The following is a 17,142-nucleotide window of genomic DNA, read 5'->3' on the forward strand; positions in this document are numbered from 1 at the left end:
CGGACGCGTGATCGGGTCGGGTCCCGCTGACGCGTGATCAGGTCGGCCCACGCTGATGCCCTGGTCAGTGGGTGAGCGCCGGTTCTTCTCGGCCGGCGGGAGTGTTCTTGGCGGCCCGCGCGATGTTGCGGGCCATGCCGCCGAACACGACGGAGTGGAACGGCGAGACGCTCCACCAGTACAGCTGGCCGAGCAGCCCGTGCGGATGGAACAGGGCCCGCTGCCGGTAGCGCGTCCGCCCGTCGTCCGTCACCTCCGCGTACATCTCCAGCCAGGCCAGGCCCGGCAGTCTCATCTCGGCGCGCAGCCGCAGCAGATGCCCCGGCTCGATCTCCTCGACGCGCCAGAAGTCGAGCGAGTCGCCGACGCGCAGCCGGGCCGCGTCCCGGCGTCCGCGCCGCAGCCCCACCCCGCCCACAGCACGGTCCAGCCATCCGCGGACCGCCCAGGCCAACGGGAGGGAGTACCAGCCGTTCTCGCCGCCGATGCCCTCGATCACCCGCCACAGCGCCTCGGGCGACGCGTCCACGGTCAGCTCGCGGTGGTCGGTGTAGAGACTGCCGCCGGCCCAGTCGGGGTCGGTGGGCAGCGGATCGCTGGGCGTGCCGGGATACGAGGCCGACGACCACCGGGTGGTCACCTGGGCGTCGCGCACCCGCTGGAGCGCCAGGGTCACCGCCGCGTCGAACCCGATCGGCCGTCCCGGGGGATCGGGAACGTAGCGGACGATGTCGTGTTCGCGGCACACGACCTCGTGGCGCAGTGACTCGGTGAGCGGCCGGGCGATGGACGCGGGCACCGGGGTGACCAGTCCGACCCAGTGACTGGACAGCCGGGGAGTGAGCACCGGCACCGGGAAGATGAGCCTCCGGGGCAGCCCGGCGATGGACGCGTAGCGCCGCATCATCTGCAGGTACGTGAGGACCTCGGGGCCGCCGATGTCGAAGGCGCGGTTGACCTCCGCGGGCATCCGGGCGCTGCCGACCAGGGTGCGCAGCACATCGCGTACGCCCATCGGCTGGATCCGGGTGTGCACCCAGCTCGGCGTCACCATCACGGGCAGCCGCTCGGTGAGATAGCGCAGCATCTCGAAGGAGGCCGAGCCGGAGCCGATGATCATCGCGGCGCGCAGCACGGTGGTCGGTACACCCGACTCCAGCAGGATGCGCCCCACCTCGGCCCGGGATCTGAGGTGCGGTGACAGTTCACTCTCCGGTACGCCCGCCGGAGTGAGGCCGCCCAGATAGACGATGCGCCGCACACCCGCCGCGCGGGCCTGTTCGCCGAAGATCCGGGCAGCCCTGCGGTCGGTCTCCTCGAAGTCGTGGCCCGTGCCGAGGGCGTGCACGAGGTAGTACGCGACCTCGCAGCCGCGCATCGCGTCGGCGACCGAGGCGGCGTCCATGACATCCCCGCGCACCACCTCCGCCTCGCCGGCCCAGGGGTAGTCGCGCAGCTTGGCGGGGGAGCGGGCCAGACAGCGCACCCGGTACCCCTCGGCCAGCAGCTCAGGGACCAGCCGTCCGCCGATGTAGCCGGTGGCGCCGGTCACCAGACACCTCGGGCCGGTACGGGCGTCGTCGTCGCTCATGGGTCCTCCGTCGTTCGCCGTCGTCGCCCCCTGGGGTCCCCTCCCCTCCCTGATCCCTCCTCCTCCCTATCTGATTCCTTCCACGTCGGCACCGCGCGCGGATGCGCCGGACGGGACGGCCTGCGCGCGAGACGCCCGACCGGGGGATCTGTCAGGACTTCTATAGGCTGATCACGTGGCCATACGAGACGACCGTGACGACCGGACGGGTGAAGCGGACCCCGGCGCGGGCCCGGAACGGGAGCAGACCACGGCCACGGATCTCCAGGCCTTCGCGGTTCAGTTGCGCCGCATGAACGGCGAGATCAATCGGCTGGTCCACGGCTTCGCGGGGGAACACGGTCTGCACGCCACCGACGTGCAGGCGCTCGCCGCGATCCTCGACGCACCCGAGCCGCTCACACCGGGCCGGCTGCGCGAGCACCTCGGACTCACCTCGGGCGCCGTCACGGCGTGTCTGGACCGGCTCGAACGCGCCGGCCACATACGGCGCGTCCGGGAGAGCCCCGACCGCAGGGTGGTCCACCTCCACTATGTTCCCGACGCCAGGTCGGCCGCGCGCGCCCACTTCCGGCCCCTCGCCGAGGTCACCGCGAACGTGCGGTCCGGCTTCAGCGAGGACGAGCTGTCGGTGGTCCTCCGCTTCCTGACGACGATGAACGAACAGCTCTCGGGCGTACGGTCGCCCGGGCGCTGAACCACTTCCGCCGACCGGTTCGATCCGCGCATCCGTGCGTCCCGGTCGTCGTCCGGCGCATCCGGGTGGGTGCCGGGGTCCGAAGTCCGGGCGTGGTCTACGATCTGCGAGATATCTCAATCATTGAGATTGTCATTCATTGAGGCACCTGCACGTGAAATCTGCACGTGAAATCTGGAGAGCGATGTCCCTCACCCCGCGACGAGCCCTGTGGCTGATCCCCGTCGTCCTGCTCGTCGCCTGGCTCGGTATCGGAGGCACCCTCGGCCCCTATGCCGGCAGGCTCGGCGAGGTCTCCACCAACGACCAGGCCGCCTTCCTGCCGCGCAGCGCCGAATCCACGAAGGTGGTGGCCCAGCAGCGTGCCTTCCGGCAGGCCGGGACGCTGCCCGCGATCGTCGTCTGGACCATGGACGGCGACGGTTCCACGGCCGCGGCCCGGCAGTCCGCCGCGACCGGCGCACTCGCCTCGCTCACCGGCGCCCCGGGCGTGGTGGGCCAGGCGTCACCCGCCCTGCCGTCGCGGGACGGAAAGGCCCTGGAGGGTGTCGTCCAGCTCAGGCCCGACCTCGGCAAGCAGCTGCCGGACGCCGTCGAACGTCTTCGTACCGCCGCCGAACGGGTCCCCGGAACGACGGTGCAGATCGCCGGACCGGCAGCCAGTCAGGCGGACCTCGCCGACGCCTTCGCCGGAATCGACGGACTGCTCCTCGGGGTGGCCCTGGCGACCGTCCTGGTGATCCTGCTGCTCGTCTACCGCAGCGTGCTGCTGCCCTTCCTCATCATCCTCGGGGCGGTGTTCGCGCTCGGTCTGGCCTGCGCCGTCGTCTACGTCCTCGCCGACCACGACGTCGTACGCGTGGACGGGCAGGTGCAGGGCATCCTCTCGATCCTCGTGATCGGCGCCGCGACCGACTACGCCCTCCTGCTGACCGCCCGCTTCCGCGAGGAACTCGCCCTGTGCGCCGACCGGTTCACGGCCGTCCGGGCGGCGCTGCGGCAGTCCTGGGGCGCGATCGTCGCGAGCGCCGGAACCGTCGCACTCGGACTGCTGGCGCTGCTGCTCAGCGACCTGACGAACAACCGGTCACTCGGCCCCGTGGGCGCCATCGGCGTGGTCTGCGCCGTGCTGAGTTCGCTCACCTTCCTGCCCGCCGTCCTGGTGCTGCTCGGCCGCGCCGCCTACTGGCCGGCCAAGCCCCGCCCTGCGGCCGCCGTACGAACCGGCGCCGCACGAACCGGCGCCGCACGAACCGGCGCCGTACGAACCGGCGACGCGCGGACCAGTGACGTACGAACCGGTGACGCGCGGACCGGCGAGGCACGGACCGGCAAGGCACCGACGGGCAGTGGCATCTGGAACCGGGTCGCGGACCTGGTGGACCGCGCGCCGCGCAAGGTCTGGGCGATCGCCCTGGCCGGTCTCCTCGCCTGCGCCGCCTTCTCGCCCACCCTCACCGCGAAGGGCGTTCCGCTCGACGAGCTCTTCGTCAACGACGCGCCGTCCGTCGCCGCGCAGCAGACCCTCGGGCGGCACTTCCCCGGCGGCTCCGGGAACCCCGCCGTGATCATCGCGAACGCGGACAGCGTCACGCGGGTCACGGCCGCGGCGCGCGCGACCGACGGTGTCGCGTCGGCCGCCGCGGTGACGGAGTCCGGGCGGCCCGGCGGGGGAGCACCCCAGGTCGTCGACGGCCGGGTGCGCGTCGACGTCACCATGCGGTCCGCCGCGGACAGCGACGCGGCCAAGGACACCGTCGCGCGGCTGCGCGAGGCGGTGCACGCCGTGCCGGGCGCCGACGCGCTCGTCGGGGGCTACACGGCCCAGCAGTACGACACCCGGCAGACCGCCGAACACGACCGCACGCTCATCGTGCCGGTGGTCCTCGCCATCATCCTGGTGATACTGATCGGCCTGCTCCGCTCGCTGCTCATGCCCGTGCTCCTGGTGGCCACGGTGGCGCTCAACTTCCTCGCCACTCTGGGGATTTCGTCGCTCGTGTTCCGGCACGGGTTCGGCTTCACGGGCACCGACGCGTCCGTGCCGCTGTACGGCTTCGTGTTCCTGGTGGCCCTCGGCGTCGACTACAACATCTTCCTGATGTCCCGGGTCCGCGAGGAGTCGCTGCGCCACGGGGTGCGCCAGGGCGTACTGCGCGGACTCGTCGCCACCGGCGGGGTGATCACCTCGGCCGGCGTGGTGCTCGCCGCGACCTTCGCCGCCCTCGGCGTGATCCCGCTGGCCTTCCTGGTGCAGATCGCCTTCATCGTCGCGTTCGGTGTCCTGCTCGACACCCTGGTGGTCCGCTCCTTGCTGGTGCCCGCCCTGGTCCGTGACATCGGCCGCCGCGCCTGGTGGCCGGGGGCGCTGAGCCGCGAGCCCGAAGCCGATCCCGAGCCCGCGCCCGAGCCGGAGGCCCGAGGGGGCGAGCGCGTCGAGGTATGAGAGGACCGGGCGTTCGCCGTCGACGGACGGCGAACAGACCTGACATGTCTCGGAGAAACCCGGGCAAGTGCATTCCACGGGACTCGTCGCTCCGGGTCCGACGTCAGAGCTGGAGGTGTGCCGCCATGGGCACAAAGGTGCTGGAACGATTCCCCGCCGGTGCTCCGCGCGGATCCTGGACCGCGGAGGAGTACGCGGCACGACGTCGTACCGAGGGCCTGGCGGCGACGGTCGTGATGGACCTGAAGTCGGACGCCTTCCTCGTGGTCGTTCCGCTCGGCGACGAGGACTGATCGGGGACCGGGCTGACGCGGACCACGAGCGGTCGGCCCGGCTCACCGGCCCGCCCTGCCGCCGATCGCGACCAGAGACGCGCCGTTGCGGCGGGCATGCGTGAGACACGGCAGCCGCACCGGATCGCCCCACCCATCGACGAGGGCGCGCTCGGCCCGGTCGAACGCGGTCCTTCTACGGCGGACCGCGCGCGGAAGCAAGGGGATGGCGTCAGCCGAACCTGCCCTGGACTAGGGTCCCGCCAGACGCCGATGCCACCAGCCGGCCCCGAGCCGCACCGGCGCACTCGGATCGGGGAGGGTCCGCCGCTCGAATTCCTGGTCCAGTCGCGCGACGATCTCTCTCAGCTCACGACGAGCACGCGGGGGCAACGCGTTCAGCATCGCCTCAACGGTGTCTCGGGCGTCCAGTGGGTCGTGGCACGGACAGTTCGCCAATGGCGGGTAGAGCAAGCGGCCCGGGCTTCGAAGGAACTGCTCGAACTGGTCGAGTGAATCGCGAAGGCATCCTGGCCGGAACCGGTCGGCCTCCAGGCGCCGGACAGCAGCCTGGGCAGAACGCCCGAGCCCCGAGATCTGACTGAACCGCCGGGATTCACCCCGGACCAACCGCTTCTGGGCGCGCAACGCGCCGGGCGACCTACGCGGCATCGCCCTTTCGGATCAGAGTCACCTCGGCATGATGGCATGGCGCAGTCTCTGCCCACCTCCCATTACAACGGCCCCTGCCAAGCGTTCGTGCAAGGCGGTGGTCCGGGATGCGAGATCGGTCTGTCATTCCTTGACTGCCCGGACCGGGGGCTGCGACGATCGACGGCATGAAGATGCGACTGGACCTCACGCGGCGACGCCACGTCGACCTCGCGCGTGTCTCCAGTTCCTTCTGTTGCCGCGAAGCCTGACGATCCCGACGGCGGGGTCCCCTTCGCACGGGACGGTTCGCCCGCAGTGATTTCCTCTCTGTCGCGATCCAGCGCGCCTCCCGCCTCTCGCCCGTGTTTCGTCGGCTGAACTCCGGCTGAATTCCCGGACCTCGACGCGTCCTCCAGCAGCCCGCCCTCCTGCCCACAGAGCGTGCGCATGGGCCAAACGCCGCACAGGGGACCGGAGTTCGTCGCGGCATGCGTGGCCTTGACGCGGAGTCCGACGCGCCCGTCTCCGTACCCCGCCCACCTCTCCGCACCCCGTTCACGAAAGAGGACTCATGGCCACCGTCCTGTCCGTCTCCGGCAGCCCCTCGATCTCCTCCCGCACTGCCAAACTCCTGCGCCACCTCGATGCCCGGCTCGCCGCGCAGGGGCACGAGGTGATTCCCCTCGACGTCCGGACGATCCCGGCCGATGCCTTGCTCGGCGCCGACTTCCAGCATCCCGCCATCGTCGAGGCGACCGAACTGTTCGCCCGCGCCGACGGGGTCGTCATCGGCACCCCTGTCTACAAGGCCGCCTACTCCGGAGTCCTCAAGGCCCTGCTCGATCTGCTCCCGCAGTACGCCCTGACCGGGAAGACCGTGCTGCCGTTGGTGACGGGAGGCAGTACCGCCCATGTGCTCGCCCTGGACTACGCCCTCCGTCCGGTCCTCAACTCCATGGGGGCGGCTCACATAGTGCAAGGGTGGTTCACGCTCGACAAGGACATCATCACGGGACAGGACGGGAGCGTCACCGTCGCGCCGGGCACCGCCGAGGCCCTGGCCCAGGTGGTGGACCAGTTCTCGGCAGCCCTGGGTCGTACACCCCTGCTGGCGGTGGCCGGTTGATGCCATCGGCCCCCAAGTCGTAGCCGTTGAAACCGAGTTGACAGCCACCGCCGTCGCCGCCCGGCCCCGCTCGATCGGAGAGCTCCGCCGTGTCCCTCACCTTCCACTGGTTCCTGCCCACCAACGGCGACAGCCGTCATGTCGTCGGCGGCGGCCACGGCACGCCCGCCACCGCCTCCGGAGGGGACCGGCCGCCGACGGTCGCCTACTTGAGCCAGATCGCCCGTGCCGCGGAGGACCTCGGCTTCGTCGGCGCCCTCACCCCGACGGGTGCCTGGTGCGAGGACGCGTGGCTGACGACCGCGATGGTCAGCCGGCACACCGAACGCCTGAAGTTCCTCGTCGCCTTCCGGCCGGGCTTCGTGTCGCCCACCCTCGCCGCGCAGATGGCCTCCACCTTCCAGCGCCAGAGCGGCGGACGGCTGCTGCTCAACGTGGTGACCGGCGGCGAGAGCCACGAGCAGCGCGCCTACGGCGACTTCCTCGACAAGGACGCCCGGTACCGCCGTACCGGCGAATTCCTGCGGATCGTCCGGGACTTGTGGGACGGCAAGACCGTGGATCTGTCCGGTGAGCACCTCCGGGTCGAGGACGCCCGGCTCGCCCGGGTCCCCGACCCGGTCCCGGAGGTCTACTTCGGTGGCTCCTCACCCGTCGCCGGTGAGGTCGCCGCCCGCCACGCCGACGTCTATCTCACCTGGGGCGAACCACCCGCCCAGGTCGCCGAGAAGATCGCCTGGATCCGCGGGCTCGCGGCGAAGGAGGGGCGGACCCTCCGGTTCGGTATCCGGCTGCACGTCATCACCCGCGACACCTCCGAGCAGGCCTGGGCCGAGGCCCACCGGCTCCTCGACGGCTTCGACCCCGAGACCGTACGGTCCGTGCAACAGGGGCTCGCCCGCAGCGAGTCGCAGGGCCAGCAACGGATGCTCGCGCTGCACGGCGGCGGCCGGGACGGCCTGGAGATCCAGCCCAACCTCTGGGCCGGCATCGGCCTGGTGCGCGGCGGAGCGGGCACCGCCCTGGTCGGCAGCCACGAGGAGGTCGCCGAGCGGATCAGGGAGTACCACGCCCTCGGCATCGACGAGTTCGTGCTCTCCGGCTATCCGCACCTGGAGGAGGCCTACTGGTTCGGCGAGGGCGTCCTGCCCCGACTCGCCGCGCAGGGCCTGTGGCAGCACCCGTTCGCGACCCCGCCCGCGCCCGCCGCCCAGGTGCCCTTCACCGGCTGAGCGGACCGGTCGCCCCGGTGACCCGAGCGCCCTCCGGGTGACCCCGTCCACGCGGTCGAACCCGGCGGCCGGGGTGATCCGGGCTCCAGGCGAACCCGTCGACGCCGGCGAACTCGGCGACCAGGGTGGACCGCGCGGCCCGGGCCGATCCGGCGGCCCGGGCGATCGGGCCTACCCGGGTGAACCCAGCGACCCCAGATGCGCCGCGCGCACCTGGGCCGTCTGCCCCTGCACCAGCAGGAACATCCCCTCACGCGCCAGCCGCTGCGCCGGGCTGCGCAGATCCATCGCCCGCCCGCCGCCGGCCACGACCGCCGCCGTGGTGGCCGCCCGCATCACGTCGTACGCCCGTGTCTTGCAGGCCAGCCGCTCGTCGATCCGCTCGGTCGGCACCGGGTGGTCGGCGAGCTCGTACGCCTGCCGTCTGACCTCGTCGAGACGCGCCCGCAGAGCGCCCGCGGTCTCCTTCGCGGAGTCGGCGGGACCGTCCTCCAGCAGGTCGATCGCCGTCGCCGTCACCCCGAACACGGCCGGTGAGGCATTGGTGTTCTTGGGCCGGTCGGTGACCGCCCAGGACTCGTACGGGGTGCGCAGCGCCACCGCGTCGTCGGGGAGCCACAGCCCGTCCAGCTCCAGCGAGACCGTCCGGGACGCGGTGAGCGCGGCGAGCCGCATCGGCGGGGACGGGCGCAGCCCCGGCTGCTCGCGCGCCTCGGTGAACGCGAACAGCGCCTCGGACGCGTCCGTCACTCCGGCCAGCAGCATGACGTCGTTCAGTCCCCAGCCCGTGTACCAGGGGACCGTCCCGTCGAAGCGCCAGCCGCCGCGCTCGCGCGCGACCCGTACCGGGATCCTCGGGTAGGCACGCAACTGGGCGTACGCGACCCCGGAAAGCAGCTCCCCGCGCGCGAGCGGACCCAGTAGGCGCTCCCGCACCGGAAGATCACTCTTGGCCAGCGTCGTCACCGGTGTGTGGTGCTGGGTCTGCACGAACCACGTCGAGCAGCACGCCCCGGCCAGGATCTCCGCGATCTCCCGGACCACCGCCGCGGGCGCCGCCGACCCGCCGTACGCCGCCGGGGCGACGGCCCCGAGCAGCCCCGAACGCTTGACCGCCTCGACGCTGCTCGCCGGGACTCCTTCCTGGTCCACGCGCTCCGCCAGGGGCGCCAGCACCTCCGCCGCCAGACTCCGGGCCGCGGTGACGAGCGGATGCGGTGGGATGGTCATCGAAGAATCTCCCGCTGTCGTCGTGGCGTGTGTCGATCCGGCGCGTTCTCGTTCGTGTAGTCAGTGAGACGCCGAGTGAGAGACATCCGAGGAGGACACATCATGAAGTACTACCTGCTGAGCGTGATGCAGCCGCAGGGCGAGCGGCCCGCACCCGAGGTCCTGGAAAAGATCATGCACAACGTGGACGTGTTCCACGAGGAGCTGCGCGAGGCCGGTGCCTGGGTGTTCGCCGGCGGACTGCACGGGCCGGACACGGCGACCGTGCTGCGGGCCCGCGACGGTGACGTCCTGGTCACCGACGGGCCGTACACGGAGAGCAAGGAGTTTCTGGGCGGGATCTGTCTGATCAAGGCGCCCGACCTCGACGCGGCGCTGATGTGGGCGCGGAAGGCGGCGCTGGCGACCACGCTGCCCATCGAGGTACGCCCGTTCATGCACGAGACGGAGGACTGATGGCCGTCGGCGCCGCCGAGATCGAGGCCGTCTTCCGCGCCGAGTACGGCCGGGCGGTCGCCGTCCTGATCCGCTTCCTGGGCGATATCGACCTCGCCGAGGAAGCGGTCCAGGACGCGTTCATGACGGCCGTGGCGAAGTGGCCGGAGACCGGCATACCGCCGAGCCCGGCCGGCTGGATCATCACCACAGCCCGCAACCGTGCCGTCGACCGGCTGCGCCGCGAGTCCACCCGCGCGGCCCGGCACGCCGAAGCGGTCCGGCTGCACGCCCCGGACGAACCCGTGGAGGAGGGCCCCGTGCGCGACGACCGGCTCCGTCTGATCTTCACCTGCTGCCACCCCGCGCTCGCCCCCCAGGCCCAGGTCGCCCTCACGCTACGGCTCCTCGGCGGCCTGACCACCCCGCAGATCGCGCGTGCCTTCCTCGTCCCCGAAACCACCATGGCCCAGCGGATCGTCCGCGCCAAGGCCAAGATCCGCGACGCGGGCATTCCCTACCGCATCCCGCGCGACGCGGACCTCCCGGACCGCCTCAGGGGTGTGCTGGCCGTCGTCTATCTCGTCTTCAACGAGGGCTACGGCGGCCGCGAGGACCTCTGCGCCGAGGCCCTGCGTCTCGGCCGCCTCCTCGTCGAGCTCATGCCGGACGAGCCCGAGGCGCTCGGCCTGCTCGCGCTGATGCTGCTCATCGAGGCCCGCCGGCCGGCCCGCGCGACGGCGGACGGTGACCTGGTCCTCCTCGCCGACCAGGACCGTACGCGGTGGGACCGGGACCTGATCACCGAGGGCCAGGCCTTCGTACGACGCTGTCTGCGCCGCAACCGGCCGGGGCCGTACCAGATCCAGGCCGCGATCAACGCCGTCCACAGCGACGCGCCGACCGCGGCCGCCACGGACTGGGGCCAGATCCTCCAGCTGTACGACCAGTTCATGGAGCTCGCCCCCAGCCCGGTCGTGGCCCTCAACCGCGCCGTCGCCGTGGCCGAGGTCGAGGGACCGGAGACCGCTCTCGCCCTCGTCGAGCAGCTCGACCTGGACGGTTACCACGCCTTCCACGCCGTGCGGGCGGATCTGCTGCGCCGGCTCGGACGGCACGCCGAGGCACTACGGGCGTACGACGCGGCCATCACCCTGACCGGCAGCGCACCGGAACGCGCCCACCTCGAACGGACCAGAGCGGCCCTGGCGGGGAGCTGACCGCGCGGAGGATCACGGAGGATCACACGCTGAGCGCTTCCCGCACCGTCCGTTCGGCGTCCCGGCCGCCCTCGCCGGACGACGTGACCCGGCCCGCCTCCAGGACGTAGTAGCGCTGCGCGGCCCGCATCGCGAAGCCGACGTGCTGCTCGACCAGGAGCACCGACAGACCGCCCCGGGCCGCCAGGGCGAGAATCGTCTCCTCGATCTCGGTGACCACGGAGGGCTGGATGCCCTCGGTCGGCTCGTCGAGGAGCAGAACCCGAGGCTCCGTCACCAGAGCCCGGGCGATGGCCAGTTGCTGGCGCTGACCGCCCGAGAGGAGACCCGCGCGGCGGCCCGACAGGGCGCGCAGCGCCGGGAACACGTCCAGCGCCTCGGCGATCGCCTCCTTGCCGCGCCGCCGTCCGTCCGCGACCAGCCGGAGATTCTCGGCGGTGGTCAGGTGCGGGAAGACCTGCTGGCCCTGCGGGACGTACGCCATACCGCGGGCCACCCGTTCGTGGGGTTTGCGGCGGGTGATGTCCTCCCCGTCGAGGCGGACGGATCCGCTCTGCGGGCCGAGCAGTCCGACAGCCGCCCGCAGGAGGGTGCTCTTGCCCGCTCCGTTGTGCCCGAGCACCGCCGCCACCCCGTTTCTCGGCACGTCGATGGAGACGCCGTGCAGCACGCGACTGCGGTGGTACCCGACATGGATGGTGTCGATCTCCAGCATCACGCCTCCTGTACGGCGGTCGGTCCGGGCACGGCCGCCGTGGTGTCCTCTGTGTGGGTGTGCCCGAGATACACCTCCTGGACCCTCGGATCGGCCTGCACCTCGGCCACCGTTCCCTCGCTCAGGACCCGGCCCGCGTGCAGCACGCTGACGCTGCGGGCGAAGGACCGCATGAAATCCATGTCGTGCTCGATGACGACGACGGTCCGCTCCCCGCTGATGCGCTCCAACAGCTCGCCGGTGGCCTGCCGTTCGTCATGGCTCATGCCCGCGACCGGCTCGTCGAGCAGCAGCAGCCGGACGTCCCGCACGAGCAGCATGCCGATCTCCAGCCACTGCTTCTGGCCGTGCGCGAGCGTTCCGGCCGGGTTGTCGGCCAGGTCGGTCAGGCCCACCGTCTCCAGCGCACGCGCCACGGACTCGGGCACGCCCTTGCGGCGCCGCAGCATCGTCAGCGGGCCCCGGCCGGCACCCGCCGCGATGTCCAGGTTCTGAAGGACCGTCAATTCCTCGAAGACGGCGGCGGTCTGAAAGGTGCGGCCGATCCCCGAGCGGGCGATCCGGTGCACACTGCGGCCGAGGATGTCGGCACCCGCGAAGCGCACCGATCCCGTCGCCCGGACCAGTCCGGTCACCGCGTCGACCAGGGTCGTCTTGCCCGCGCCGTTCGGCCCGATGAGGAAACGCAGATCCCCCGGCCGCACATCGAGGTCCACCCGGTCGACGGCGGTGAAACCGTCGAAGGTCACCCGCAGTTCCCGAATTTCGAGCCCTGCGGGCGTGCTGTCCGTGAATTCCGTCATGCTGTGTCTCCAGCGAGTCCCTGACTCGCCCGGCGCCGCCTGACGATCGCGGCCAACGAGGCGAGACCGCCCGGCAGGAACGCCAGGGCGACGATGAACAACAGCCCCTGGAAGTACGTCCAGGCCGCGGGGAACTCCTCGGACAGGGCCGTCCTGGCCCAGGCGACGCCGATCGCGCCGAGCACCGCGCCCGTCAGGCTCGCCCGGCCGCCGACCGCGGCGCCGATGACGAGTTCGATGGACGGCACGATGCCGACCAGAGCGGGGGAGATGATGCCGACGGCGGGCACGAACAGCGCACCCGCGAGTCCTGCCATGCCCGCCGCGACGACGTACGCCACGAGCTTGACGTTCGCGGGGTCGTAGCCGAGGAACCGCACCCGCTCCTCCGAGTCCCGGACGGCGACGAGGAGTTCGCCGTAGCGGCTGTGCATCAGCTGACGGGCGAGCGCGATCAGCAGGAGCAGTGCCGCGGCGATGACGAAGTACACCATCCGCTGATTGACCGGGTCGTTCAGGTCGTAGCCGAAGAAGCCCTGGATGTCGGTCAGCCCGTTGGTGCCGCCGGTCGTTTCCTGCTGGCCGACCAGCCAGATCGCGAAGGCCGCGGCGAGCGCCTGGCTGAGGATCGCGAAGTAGGCGCCCTTGACCCGGCGCCGGAAGATGAACGAACCGAGGATCGCGGCGACGGCCATCGGCAGCAGGACGGTCGCGGCGATCGCGAACACAGGATTCGCGAACGGCCGCCACCACCAGGGGAGTTCGGTGGCGGTTCCGTACAGCTGCATGAAGTCGGGGAGGTTGCCGGGTCCGGCGTCCGCGATCTTCAGGTGAATGGCCATGGCGTAACCGCCCAGCCCGAAGAACACCCCTTGGCCGAGTGTCAGTAGACCGCCGCGCCCCCAGGCCAGACAGATGCCGACCGCGACCATGGCTGTGCACAGGTACTTGGCGAGCAGCCCGAGCCGGAAGTCGGACAGGGCGAGCGGGGCGACGGCGAAGAGGACGAGGGCGGCCGCGACGAAGCCGGCAGCGGGGCGAGTCGCGGCGAACCGGTTCCGCCCGCCCGGCAGTTGCCTCGGCTTCGGAGCCAGGGGAGTGGTGGTGGTCATACGAGGCTCCTCGTGCGCAGCGTGTACAGGCCCTGCGGCCGCCACTGGAGGAATGCGACGATGGCCACCAGGACCAGCACCTTCGCGACACTGACGGTGGTCGAGTACTCCAGGACCGACTGCAGCGCGCCCAGCACGAAGGCGACGATTACGCTGCCCTTGAGCTGCCCGATGCCGCCGACCACGATCACCAGGAAGGCGTCGATGATGACGTTGGTGCCCATCGTCGGCCCGATCGGACCGACCAGGGTCAGCGCGACCCCGGCGACCCCGGCGAGTCCGGAGCCGATGAAGAAGGCGGTGCGGTCCACACGCCCGGTGGAGATGCCGGACACCTCCGCCAGGTCCCGGTTCTGCACCACCGCGCGGATCCGCCGCCCGAGCGGGGTCAGCCGCAGGGTCAGGGACAGCGCCACGACCGCGGCGACCGCCAGCCCCAGGATGAACAGTCGGCTGTTGGCGAAGGTGAGCGGGTCGTCGCCGCCTATGACCGTGATGTTCCCGGTGAGGACATCGGGCGCGCGGGTCTGCACATTCGGGGCACCGAAAATGTCACGGGCGAGTTGCTGAAGCATCAGCGAGACACCCCACGTGACAAGAAGGGTGTCGAGGGGGCGGAGATAGAGGCGGCGAATCAGCAGCCATTCCAGCAGCGCGCCGAGCGCCCCCGACACAAGAAATGCGACGGGCAGTGCGACGATCAGTGAAATTCCTGCGCCGGAAATGGACTTCTGCAGCACGTACGTGGTGTAGGCGCCGGCCATGATGAACTCGCCGTGGGCCATGTTGATGACATTCATCTGGCCGAAGGTGAGCGAGAGGCCGAGCGCGATGAGGAGCAGGACGGCACCGATGCTGACGCCGGTGAACAACTGCCCGAGGATCACGGTCATACGGCGGCTCCGGGGAGTGGGGACGCGGGGCCTGTGCGCACAGGCCCCGCGCGACGGGTGGTCAGGAGAGGCCGGAGGCCCAGTCGTAACCCTTCAGGTAGGGGTCCGGCTTGATCGGCTTGCCGGAGTCCCAGACCTGCTTGATCAGCCCGTCGGAGCCGATCCTGCCGATGCGGGCGGTCTTGTAGATGTGCTGGGTCGCGCCGTCCACCGTGACCTTGCCCTCAGGCGCGTCGAAAGTGATGCCGTCGGACGCGGCCTTGACCTTCTCGGGGTCGAACGACTTCGCCTTCTCGACCATCGCCTTCCACAGGTAGACCGAGGTGTACGCGGCCTCCATCGGGTCACTGGTCGGCTTGTCCTGGCCGTACTTGGCCTTGTAGGCCTTCACGAACTTGGTGTTCGCGGCCCCCGGGGTGGTCTGGTAGTAGTTCCAGGCCGTCAACTGGCCTGCCAGGTACTGCGCCCCGATGGACTTGACCTCCTCCTCGGCGATCGACACCGAGACCACCGGCATGCTCTTGGCAGTGAGTCCGGCGGACTTGTACTCCTTGAAGAAGGCCACGTTGGAGTCGCCGTTGAGGGTGTTGAAGACCGCGTCCGCCTTCGAGGCCTTCACCTTGTTGGCGATCGTGCTGAACTCCGTGGAGCCGAGCGGCGCGTAGTCCTCGCCGAGCACCGTCATGCCGTTGGCCTTCGCGTACGCCTTGATCTCCTTGTTGGCGGTGCGCGGGAAGACGTAGTCGCTGCCGACCAGGTAGATCCGCTTCTTGCCCTGGGACTTGAGGTAGTCCAGGCCGGGGACGATCTGCTGGTTGGTGGTGGCTCCGGTGTAGAAGATGTACGGGGACTGCTCGAGCCCCTCGTACTGCACGGGATAGAAGAGCAGGGACTTGTTCTTCTCGAAGACCGGCTTGACGGCCTTGCGGCTCGCGGAGGTCCAGCAGCCGAAGGTGGCCGCGACCCGGTCCTCCCGGATCAGCTTGCTCGCCTTCTCGGCGAACGTCGGCCAGTCGGAGGCACCGTCCTCGCTGATCGGTTTGATCTGCTTGCCGAGCACCCCACCCGAGGCGTTGATCTCGTCGATGGCCAGTTTCAGCGAGTCGCGTACGGTCACCTCGCTGATCGCCATCGTGCCCGACAGCGAGTTGAGCAGGCCCACCTTGACGGTGTCGCCGCTCACGTCCGCCTTCGCGGCCTTGTCGGACGTACCGCCCGCGTCGGTCTTGGCGCCGCATGCGGAGAGCGCGACGACGGCCGCCAGCGCGACGGCACCGGCTGCCGTCCGGCGTCGCAGAATTCGGAAACCGCTGGACAATAGAACCCCCTCGGGCTGTGGAGGAGACAACCTCCTGAAGTGCGGTCCACAGCCTCAAGTCGCCCTGTTTCCATGGTGTTTCGCGGTACTTTCCCGGCCGTATCTTCCCGCTCTCATGAAGCGTTCGGGGGCGCTCGGCAGGGCAACAAAAAATGCCCGGGGCGGAATTCGGCATCCGAATTCATGACACGCCCGAGGCATTCCGATTACTTCCTGCGGGAAGTATCTTGGCGTCGACGAGTCGATGTCAAGAGCCGGGTTCGTGAAGGTCGAGCTCGGCGACCACGTCGAAGTCCAGTCCCTCCGCCCGGGCCAGGTAGATGCGTTGGCGCACATGGCCGCCGCGCAGATGCAGCAGCCCCCGGGGCCCCTCGTACGACACGGTCTCGGCCGCCGCCCCGATCGCGGACACGTCGAGGGTCCTGGCCCGGCCGACGAGCGCGGCGAGCAACAGCACGCCCTCGTAACAGGACTCGCCGAGACTGCCGAGGGCCGGCGCCTCGATCCCGAACCGCCCGGCGTACAGGCCATGGAAGTCGAGCGTGTCCTGGTTGGCGAGGGAGGCGAAGAACCCGGCCGTGCTGTAGAGGTCCACGGTGGCCGAAGGGCCGCTGGCCAGCAGCATGTTCTCGTCCATCAGGGTGCTCAGCCGAAGGCAGCGGGTGTCGAGCCCGGCCGCAGCGAACGCCCGGTTGAAGCGCACCGCGTCACTGCCGACGAGCAGCATGATGACCCCGTCCGCCTCCGTGCGCTCGATCCGGCGCAGCACCGCCTCGAAGTCATGGGTCCCCAGAGGCAGATAGACCTCCCCTTGGACGCTGCCGCCGGACTCGCGTGCGTACGCGTGCGCGGCTCGGGCCGTACGGCGCGGCCACACATAGTCGTTGCCCACCACGAACCAGCGGCGTAACCCCCGTTCGTGCGCCAGCAGACCCATGGCCGGGCGCAGTTGGTCGCGCGGGGTCTCGCTGGTGAGGAAGACGCCCGCGGTGTGTTCGCCGCCTTCGTACAGCGCGGTGTAGACGTAGGGGACCCGGTGCGCGACGCGCGGCGCGAGTGCCTGGCGCACCGAGGAGATGTGCCAGCCCGTGACGCCCCGCACGACGCCCAGATCCACCAACGCCTCCACGTGGTCGGCGACTTCGCGTGGTGCGCCACCCCCGTCCACGGGCAGCAGCCGCAGCTCCCTGCCGAGCACCCCGCCCGCGCGGTTGACCTGTTCCGCCGCCAGTCGCGCGCACAGTTCGCAGGTGGGCCCGAAGATGCCCGCCGGTCCCTGCATGGGGAAGACGAGGGCCACGCCGAACACGGAGTCGTCTGCCGTGAACCAGTCGGGCACAGGCGAATCGGGCCGGAACATGGCGTCATGATTCCGGGTCCTCCCGGTGAACTCCAATC

The 17,142-nt window shown here is 70.7% G+C and carries 16 protein-coding genes; 8 read left to right on the forward strand and 8 right to left on the reverse strand.

Annotated features, from left to right (window positions below; genetic code table 11):
• Nucleotides 1–64: 64 nt before the first annotated feature.
• Nucleotides 65–1,591, reverse strand: coding sequence for an SDR family oxidoreductase (locus tag ACZ4N5_RS20595; RefSeq protein WP_467758499.1), 1,527 nt, complete (start codon nt 1,589–1,591; stop codon nt 65–67).
• A 175-nt stretch (nt 1,592–1,766) separates the two neighbouring features.
• Between ACZ4N5_RS20595 and ACZ4N5_RS20600 the strand changes: the two genes are divergently transcribed.
• The 6 genes from ACZ4N5_RS20600 (at nt 1,767) to ACZ4N5_RS20625 (ending at nt 8,018) form a co-directional block, all read left to right on the forward strand.
• Nucleotides 1,767–2,288 (forward strand): MarR family winged helix-turn-helix transcriptional regulator, encoded by a 522-nt coding sequence (locus ACZ4N5_RS20600; RefSeq protein ID WP_467758500.1) that lies wholly within the window; start codon nt 1,767–1,769, stop codon nt 2,286–2,288.
• Nucleotides 2,289–2,472: 184 nt separating this feature from the next.
• The gene (locus ACZ4N5_RS20605) at nt 2,473–4,734 is read left to right on the forward strand and encodes an MMPL family transporter (protein ID WP_467758501.1); all 2,262 of its coding nucleotides are present in this window, start codon (nt 2,473–2,475) and stop codon (nt 4,732–4,734) included.
• A gap of 125 nt (nt 4,735–4,859) precedes the next feature.
• Nucleotides 4,860–5,027: a hypothetical protein gene (locus tag ACZ4N5_RS20610; protein ID WP_261707043.1), complete on the forward strand. Its 168-nt coding sequence runs from the start codon at nt 4,860–4,862 to the stop codon at nt 5,025–5,027.
• 824 nt (nt 5,028–5,851) lie between these two features.
• Nucleotides 5,852–5,929: a putative leader peptide gene (locus tag ACZ4N5_RS20615; RefSeq protein WP_356242872.1), complete on the forward strand. Its 78-nt coding sequence runs from the start codon at nt 5,852–5,854 to the stop codon at nt 5,927–5,929.
• 302 nt (nt 5,930–6,231) lie between these two features.
• Complete coding sequence (gene ssuE, locus ACZ4N5_RS20620) at nt 6,232–6,786, forward strand: NADPH-dependent FMN reductase (RefSeq protein ID WP_467758502.1); 555 nt, start codon at nt 6,232–6,234, stop codon at nt 6,784–6,786.
• An 89-nt stretch (nt 6,787–6,875) separates the two neighbouring features.
• Entirely contained in the window at nt 6,876–8,018 is a 1,143-nt protein-coding gene (locus ACZ4N5_RS20625; RefSeq protein WP_467758503.1) for an LLM class flavin-dependent oxidoreductase, read from the forward strand.
• Nucleotides 8,019–8,189: 171 nt separating this feature from the next.
• Here the strand turns inward: ACZ4N5_RS20625 and ACZ4N5_RS20630 are convergent, their stop codons facing one another.
• Nucleotides 8,190–9,248, reverse strand: coding sequence for an acyl-CoA dehydrogenase family protein (locus ACZ4N5_RS20630; protein ID WP_467758504.1), 1,059 nt, complete (start codon nt 9,246–9,248; stop codon nt 8,190–8,192).
• Nucleotides 9,249–9,350: 102 nt separating this feature from the next.
• Here ACZ4N5_RS20630 and ACZ4N5_RS20635 point away from each other — a divergent pair, with 102 nt between their 5' ends.
• Nucleotides 9,351–9,704: a YciI family protein gene (locus tag ACZ4N5_RS20635; RefSeq protein ID WP_467758505.1), complete on the forward strand. Its 354-nt coding sequence runs from the start codon at nt 9,351–9,353 to the stop codon at nt 9,702–9,704.
• Nucleotides 9,704–10,903 carry an RNA polymerase sigma factor gene (locus ACZ4N5_RS20640; RefSeq protein ID WP_467758506.1) on the forward strand — a complete coding sequence of 400 codons (1,200 nt, stop codon included), beginning with the start codon at nt 9,704–9,706 and terminating at the stop codon, nt 10,901–10,903. The genes ACZ4N5_RS20635 and ACZ4N5_RS20640 overlap by 1 nt, the downstream gene beginning before the upstream one ends.
• A 22-nt stretch (nt 10,904–10,925) precedes the next feature.
• On the opposite strand, the gene urtE is transcribed toward ACZ4N5_RS20640, so the two are convergent.
• From urtE to ACZ4N5_RS20670, 6 genes are all read right to left on the reverse strand, one after another.
• Nucleotides 10,926–11,618 carry an urea ABC transporter ATP-binding subunit UrtE gene (urtE, locus tag ACZ4N5_RS20645; RefSeq protein ID WP_467758507.1) on the reverse strand — a complete coding sequence of 231 codons (693 nt, stop codon included), beginning with the start codon at nt 11,616–11,618 and terminating at the stop codon, nt 10,926–10,928.
• Entirely contained in the window at nt 11,618–12,421 is an 804-nt protein-coding gene (gene urtD, locus ACZ4N5_RS20650) for an urea ABC transporter ATP-binding protein UrtD (protein WP_467758508.1), read from the reverse strand. Before urtD ends, urtE begins: the two co-directional genes overlap by 1 nt.
• Nucleotides 12,418–13,533 (reverse strand): urea ABC transporter permease subunit UrtC, encoded by a 1,116-nt coding sequence (gene urtC / locus ACZ4N5_RS20655; RefSeq protein ID WP_467758509.1) that lies wholly within the window; start codon nt 13,531–13,533, stop codon nt 12,418–12,420. Before urtC ends, urtD begins: the two co-directional genes overlap by 4 nt.
• Nucleotides 13,530–14,426, reverse strand: coding sequence for an urea ABC transporter permease subunit UrtB (gene urtB, locus ACZ4N5_RS20660; protein WP_467758510.1), 897 nt, complete (start codon nt 14,424–14,426; stop codon nt 13,530–13,532). The genes urtC and urtB overlap by 4 nt, the downstream gene beginning before the upstream one ends.
• 61 nt (nt 14,427–14,487) lie before the next feature.
• Complete coding sequence (gene urtA, locus ACZ4N5_RS20665; RefSeq protein ID WP_467758511.1) at nt 14,488–15,744, reverse strand: urea ABC transporter substrate-binding protein; 1,257 nt, start codon at nt 15,742–15,744, stop codon at nt 14,488–14,490.
• A gap of 247 nt (nt 15,745–15,991) precedes the next feature.
• The gene (locus ACZ4N5_RS20670) at nt 15,992–17,104 is read right to left on the reverse strand and encodes a substrate-binding domain-containing protein (RefSeq protein WP_467758512.1); all 1,113 of its coding nucleotides are present in this window, start codon (nt 17,102–17,104) and stop codon (nt 15,992–15,994) included.
• Nucleotides 17,105–17,142 lie beyond the last annotated feature (38 nt).

The organism is Streptomyces sp. NPDC026500, assembly GCF_055567635.1.

Excerpts from the sequence above, each read along its gene's own strand:
- ACZ4N5_RS20635 (WP_467758505.1), top strand. The coding sequence starts at position 9,351 with ATGAAGTACTACCTGCTGAGCGTGATGCAGCCGCAGGGCGAGCGGCCC.
- ACZ4N5_RS20630 (WP_467758504.1), bottom strand. The coding sequence starts at position 9,248 with ATGACCATCCCACCGCATCCGCTCGTCACCGCGGCCCGGAGTCTGGCG.
- urtD (WP_467758508.1), bottom strand. The coding sequence starts at position 12,421 with ATGACGGAATTCACGGACAGCACGCCCGCAGGGCTCGAAATTCGGGAA.
- ssuE (WP_467758502.1), top strand. The coding sequence starts at position 6,232 with ATGGCCACCGTCCTGTCCGTCTCCGGCAGCCCCTCGATCTCCTCCCGC.
- ACZ4N5_RS20615 (WP_356242872.1), top strand. The coding sequence starts at position 5,852 with ATGCGACTGGACCTCACGCGGCGACGCCACGTCGACCTCGCGCGTGTC.
- urtC (WP_467758509.1), bottom strand. The coding sequence starts at position 13,533 with ATGACCACCACCACTCCCCTGGCTCCGAAGCCGAGGCAACTGCCGGGC.
- ACZ4N5_RS20605 (WP_467758501.1), top strand. The coding sequence starts at position 2,473 with ATGTCCCTCACCCCGCGACGAGCCCTGTGGCTGATCCCCGTCGTCCTG.
- ACZ4N5_RS20610 (WP_261707043.1), top strand. The coding sequence starts at position 4,860 with ATGGGCACAAAGGTGCTGGAACGATTCCCCGCCGGTGCTCCGCGCGGA.
- urtB (WP_467758510.1), bottom strand. The coding sequence starts at position 14,426 with ATGACCGTGATCCTCGGGCAGTTGTTCACCGGCGTCAGCATCGGTGCC.
- ACZ4N5_RS20595 (WP_467758499.1), bottom strand. The coding sequence starts at position 1,591 with ATGAGCGACGACGACGCCCGTACCGGCCCGAGGTGTCTGGTGACCGGC.
- ACZ4N5_RS20640 (WP_467758506.1), top strand. The coding sequence starts at position 9,704 with ATGGCCGTCGGCGCCGCCGAGATCGAGGCCGTCTTCCGCGCCGAGTAC.
- urtE (WP_467758507.1), bottom strand. The coding sequence starts at position 11,618 with ATGCTGGAGATCGACACCATCCATGTCGGGTACCACCGCAGTCGCGTG.
- ACZ4N5_RS20670 (WP_467758512.1), bottom strand. The coding sequence starts at position 17,104 with ATGTTCCGGCCCGATTCGCCTGTGCCCGACTGGTTCACGGCAGACGAC.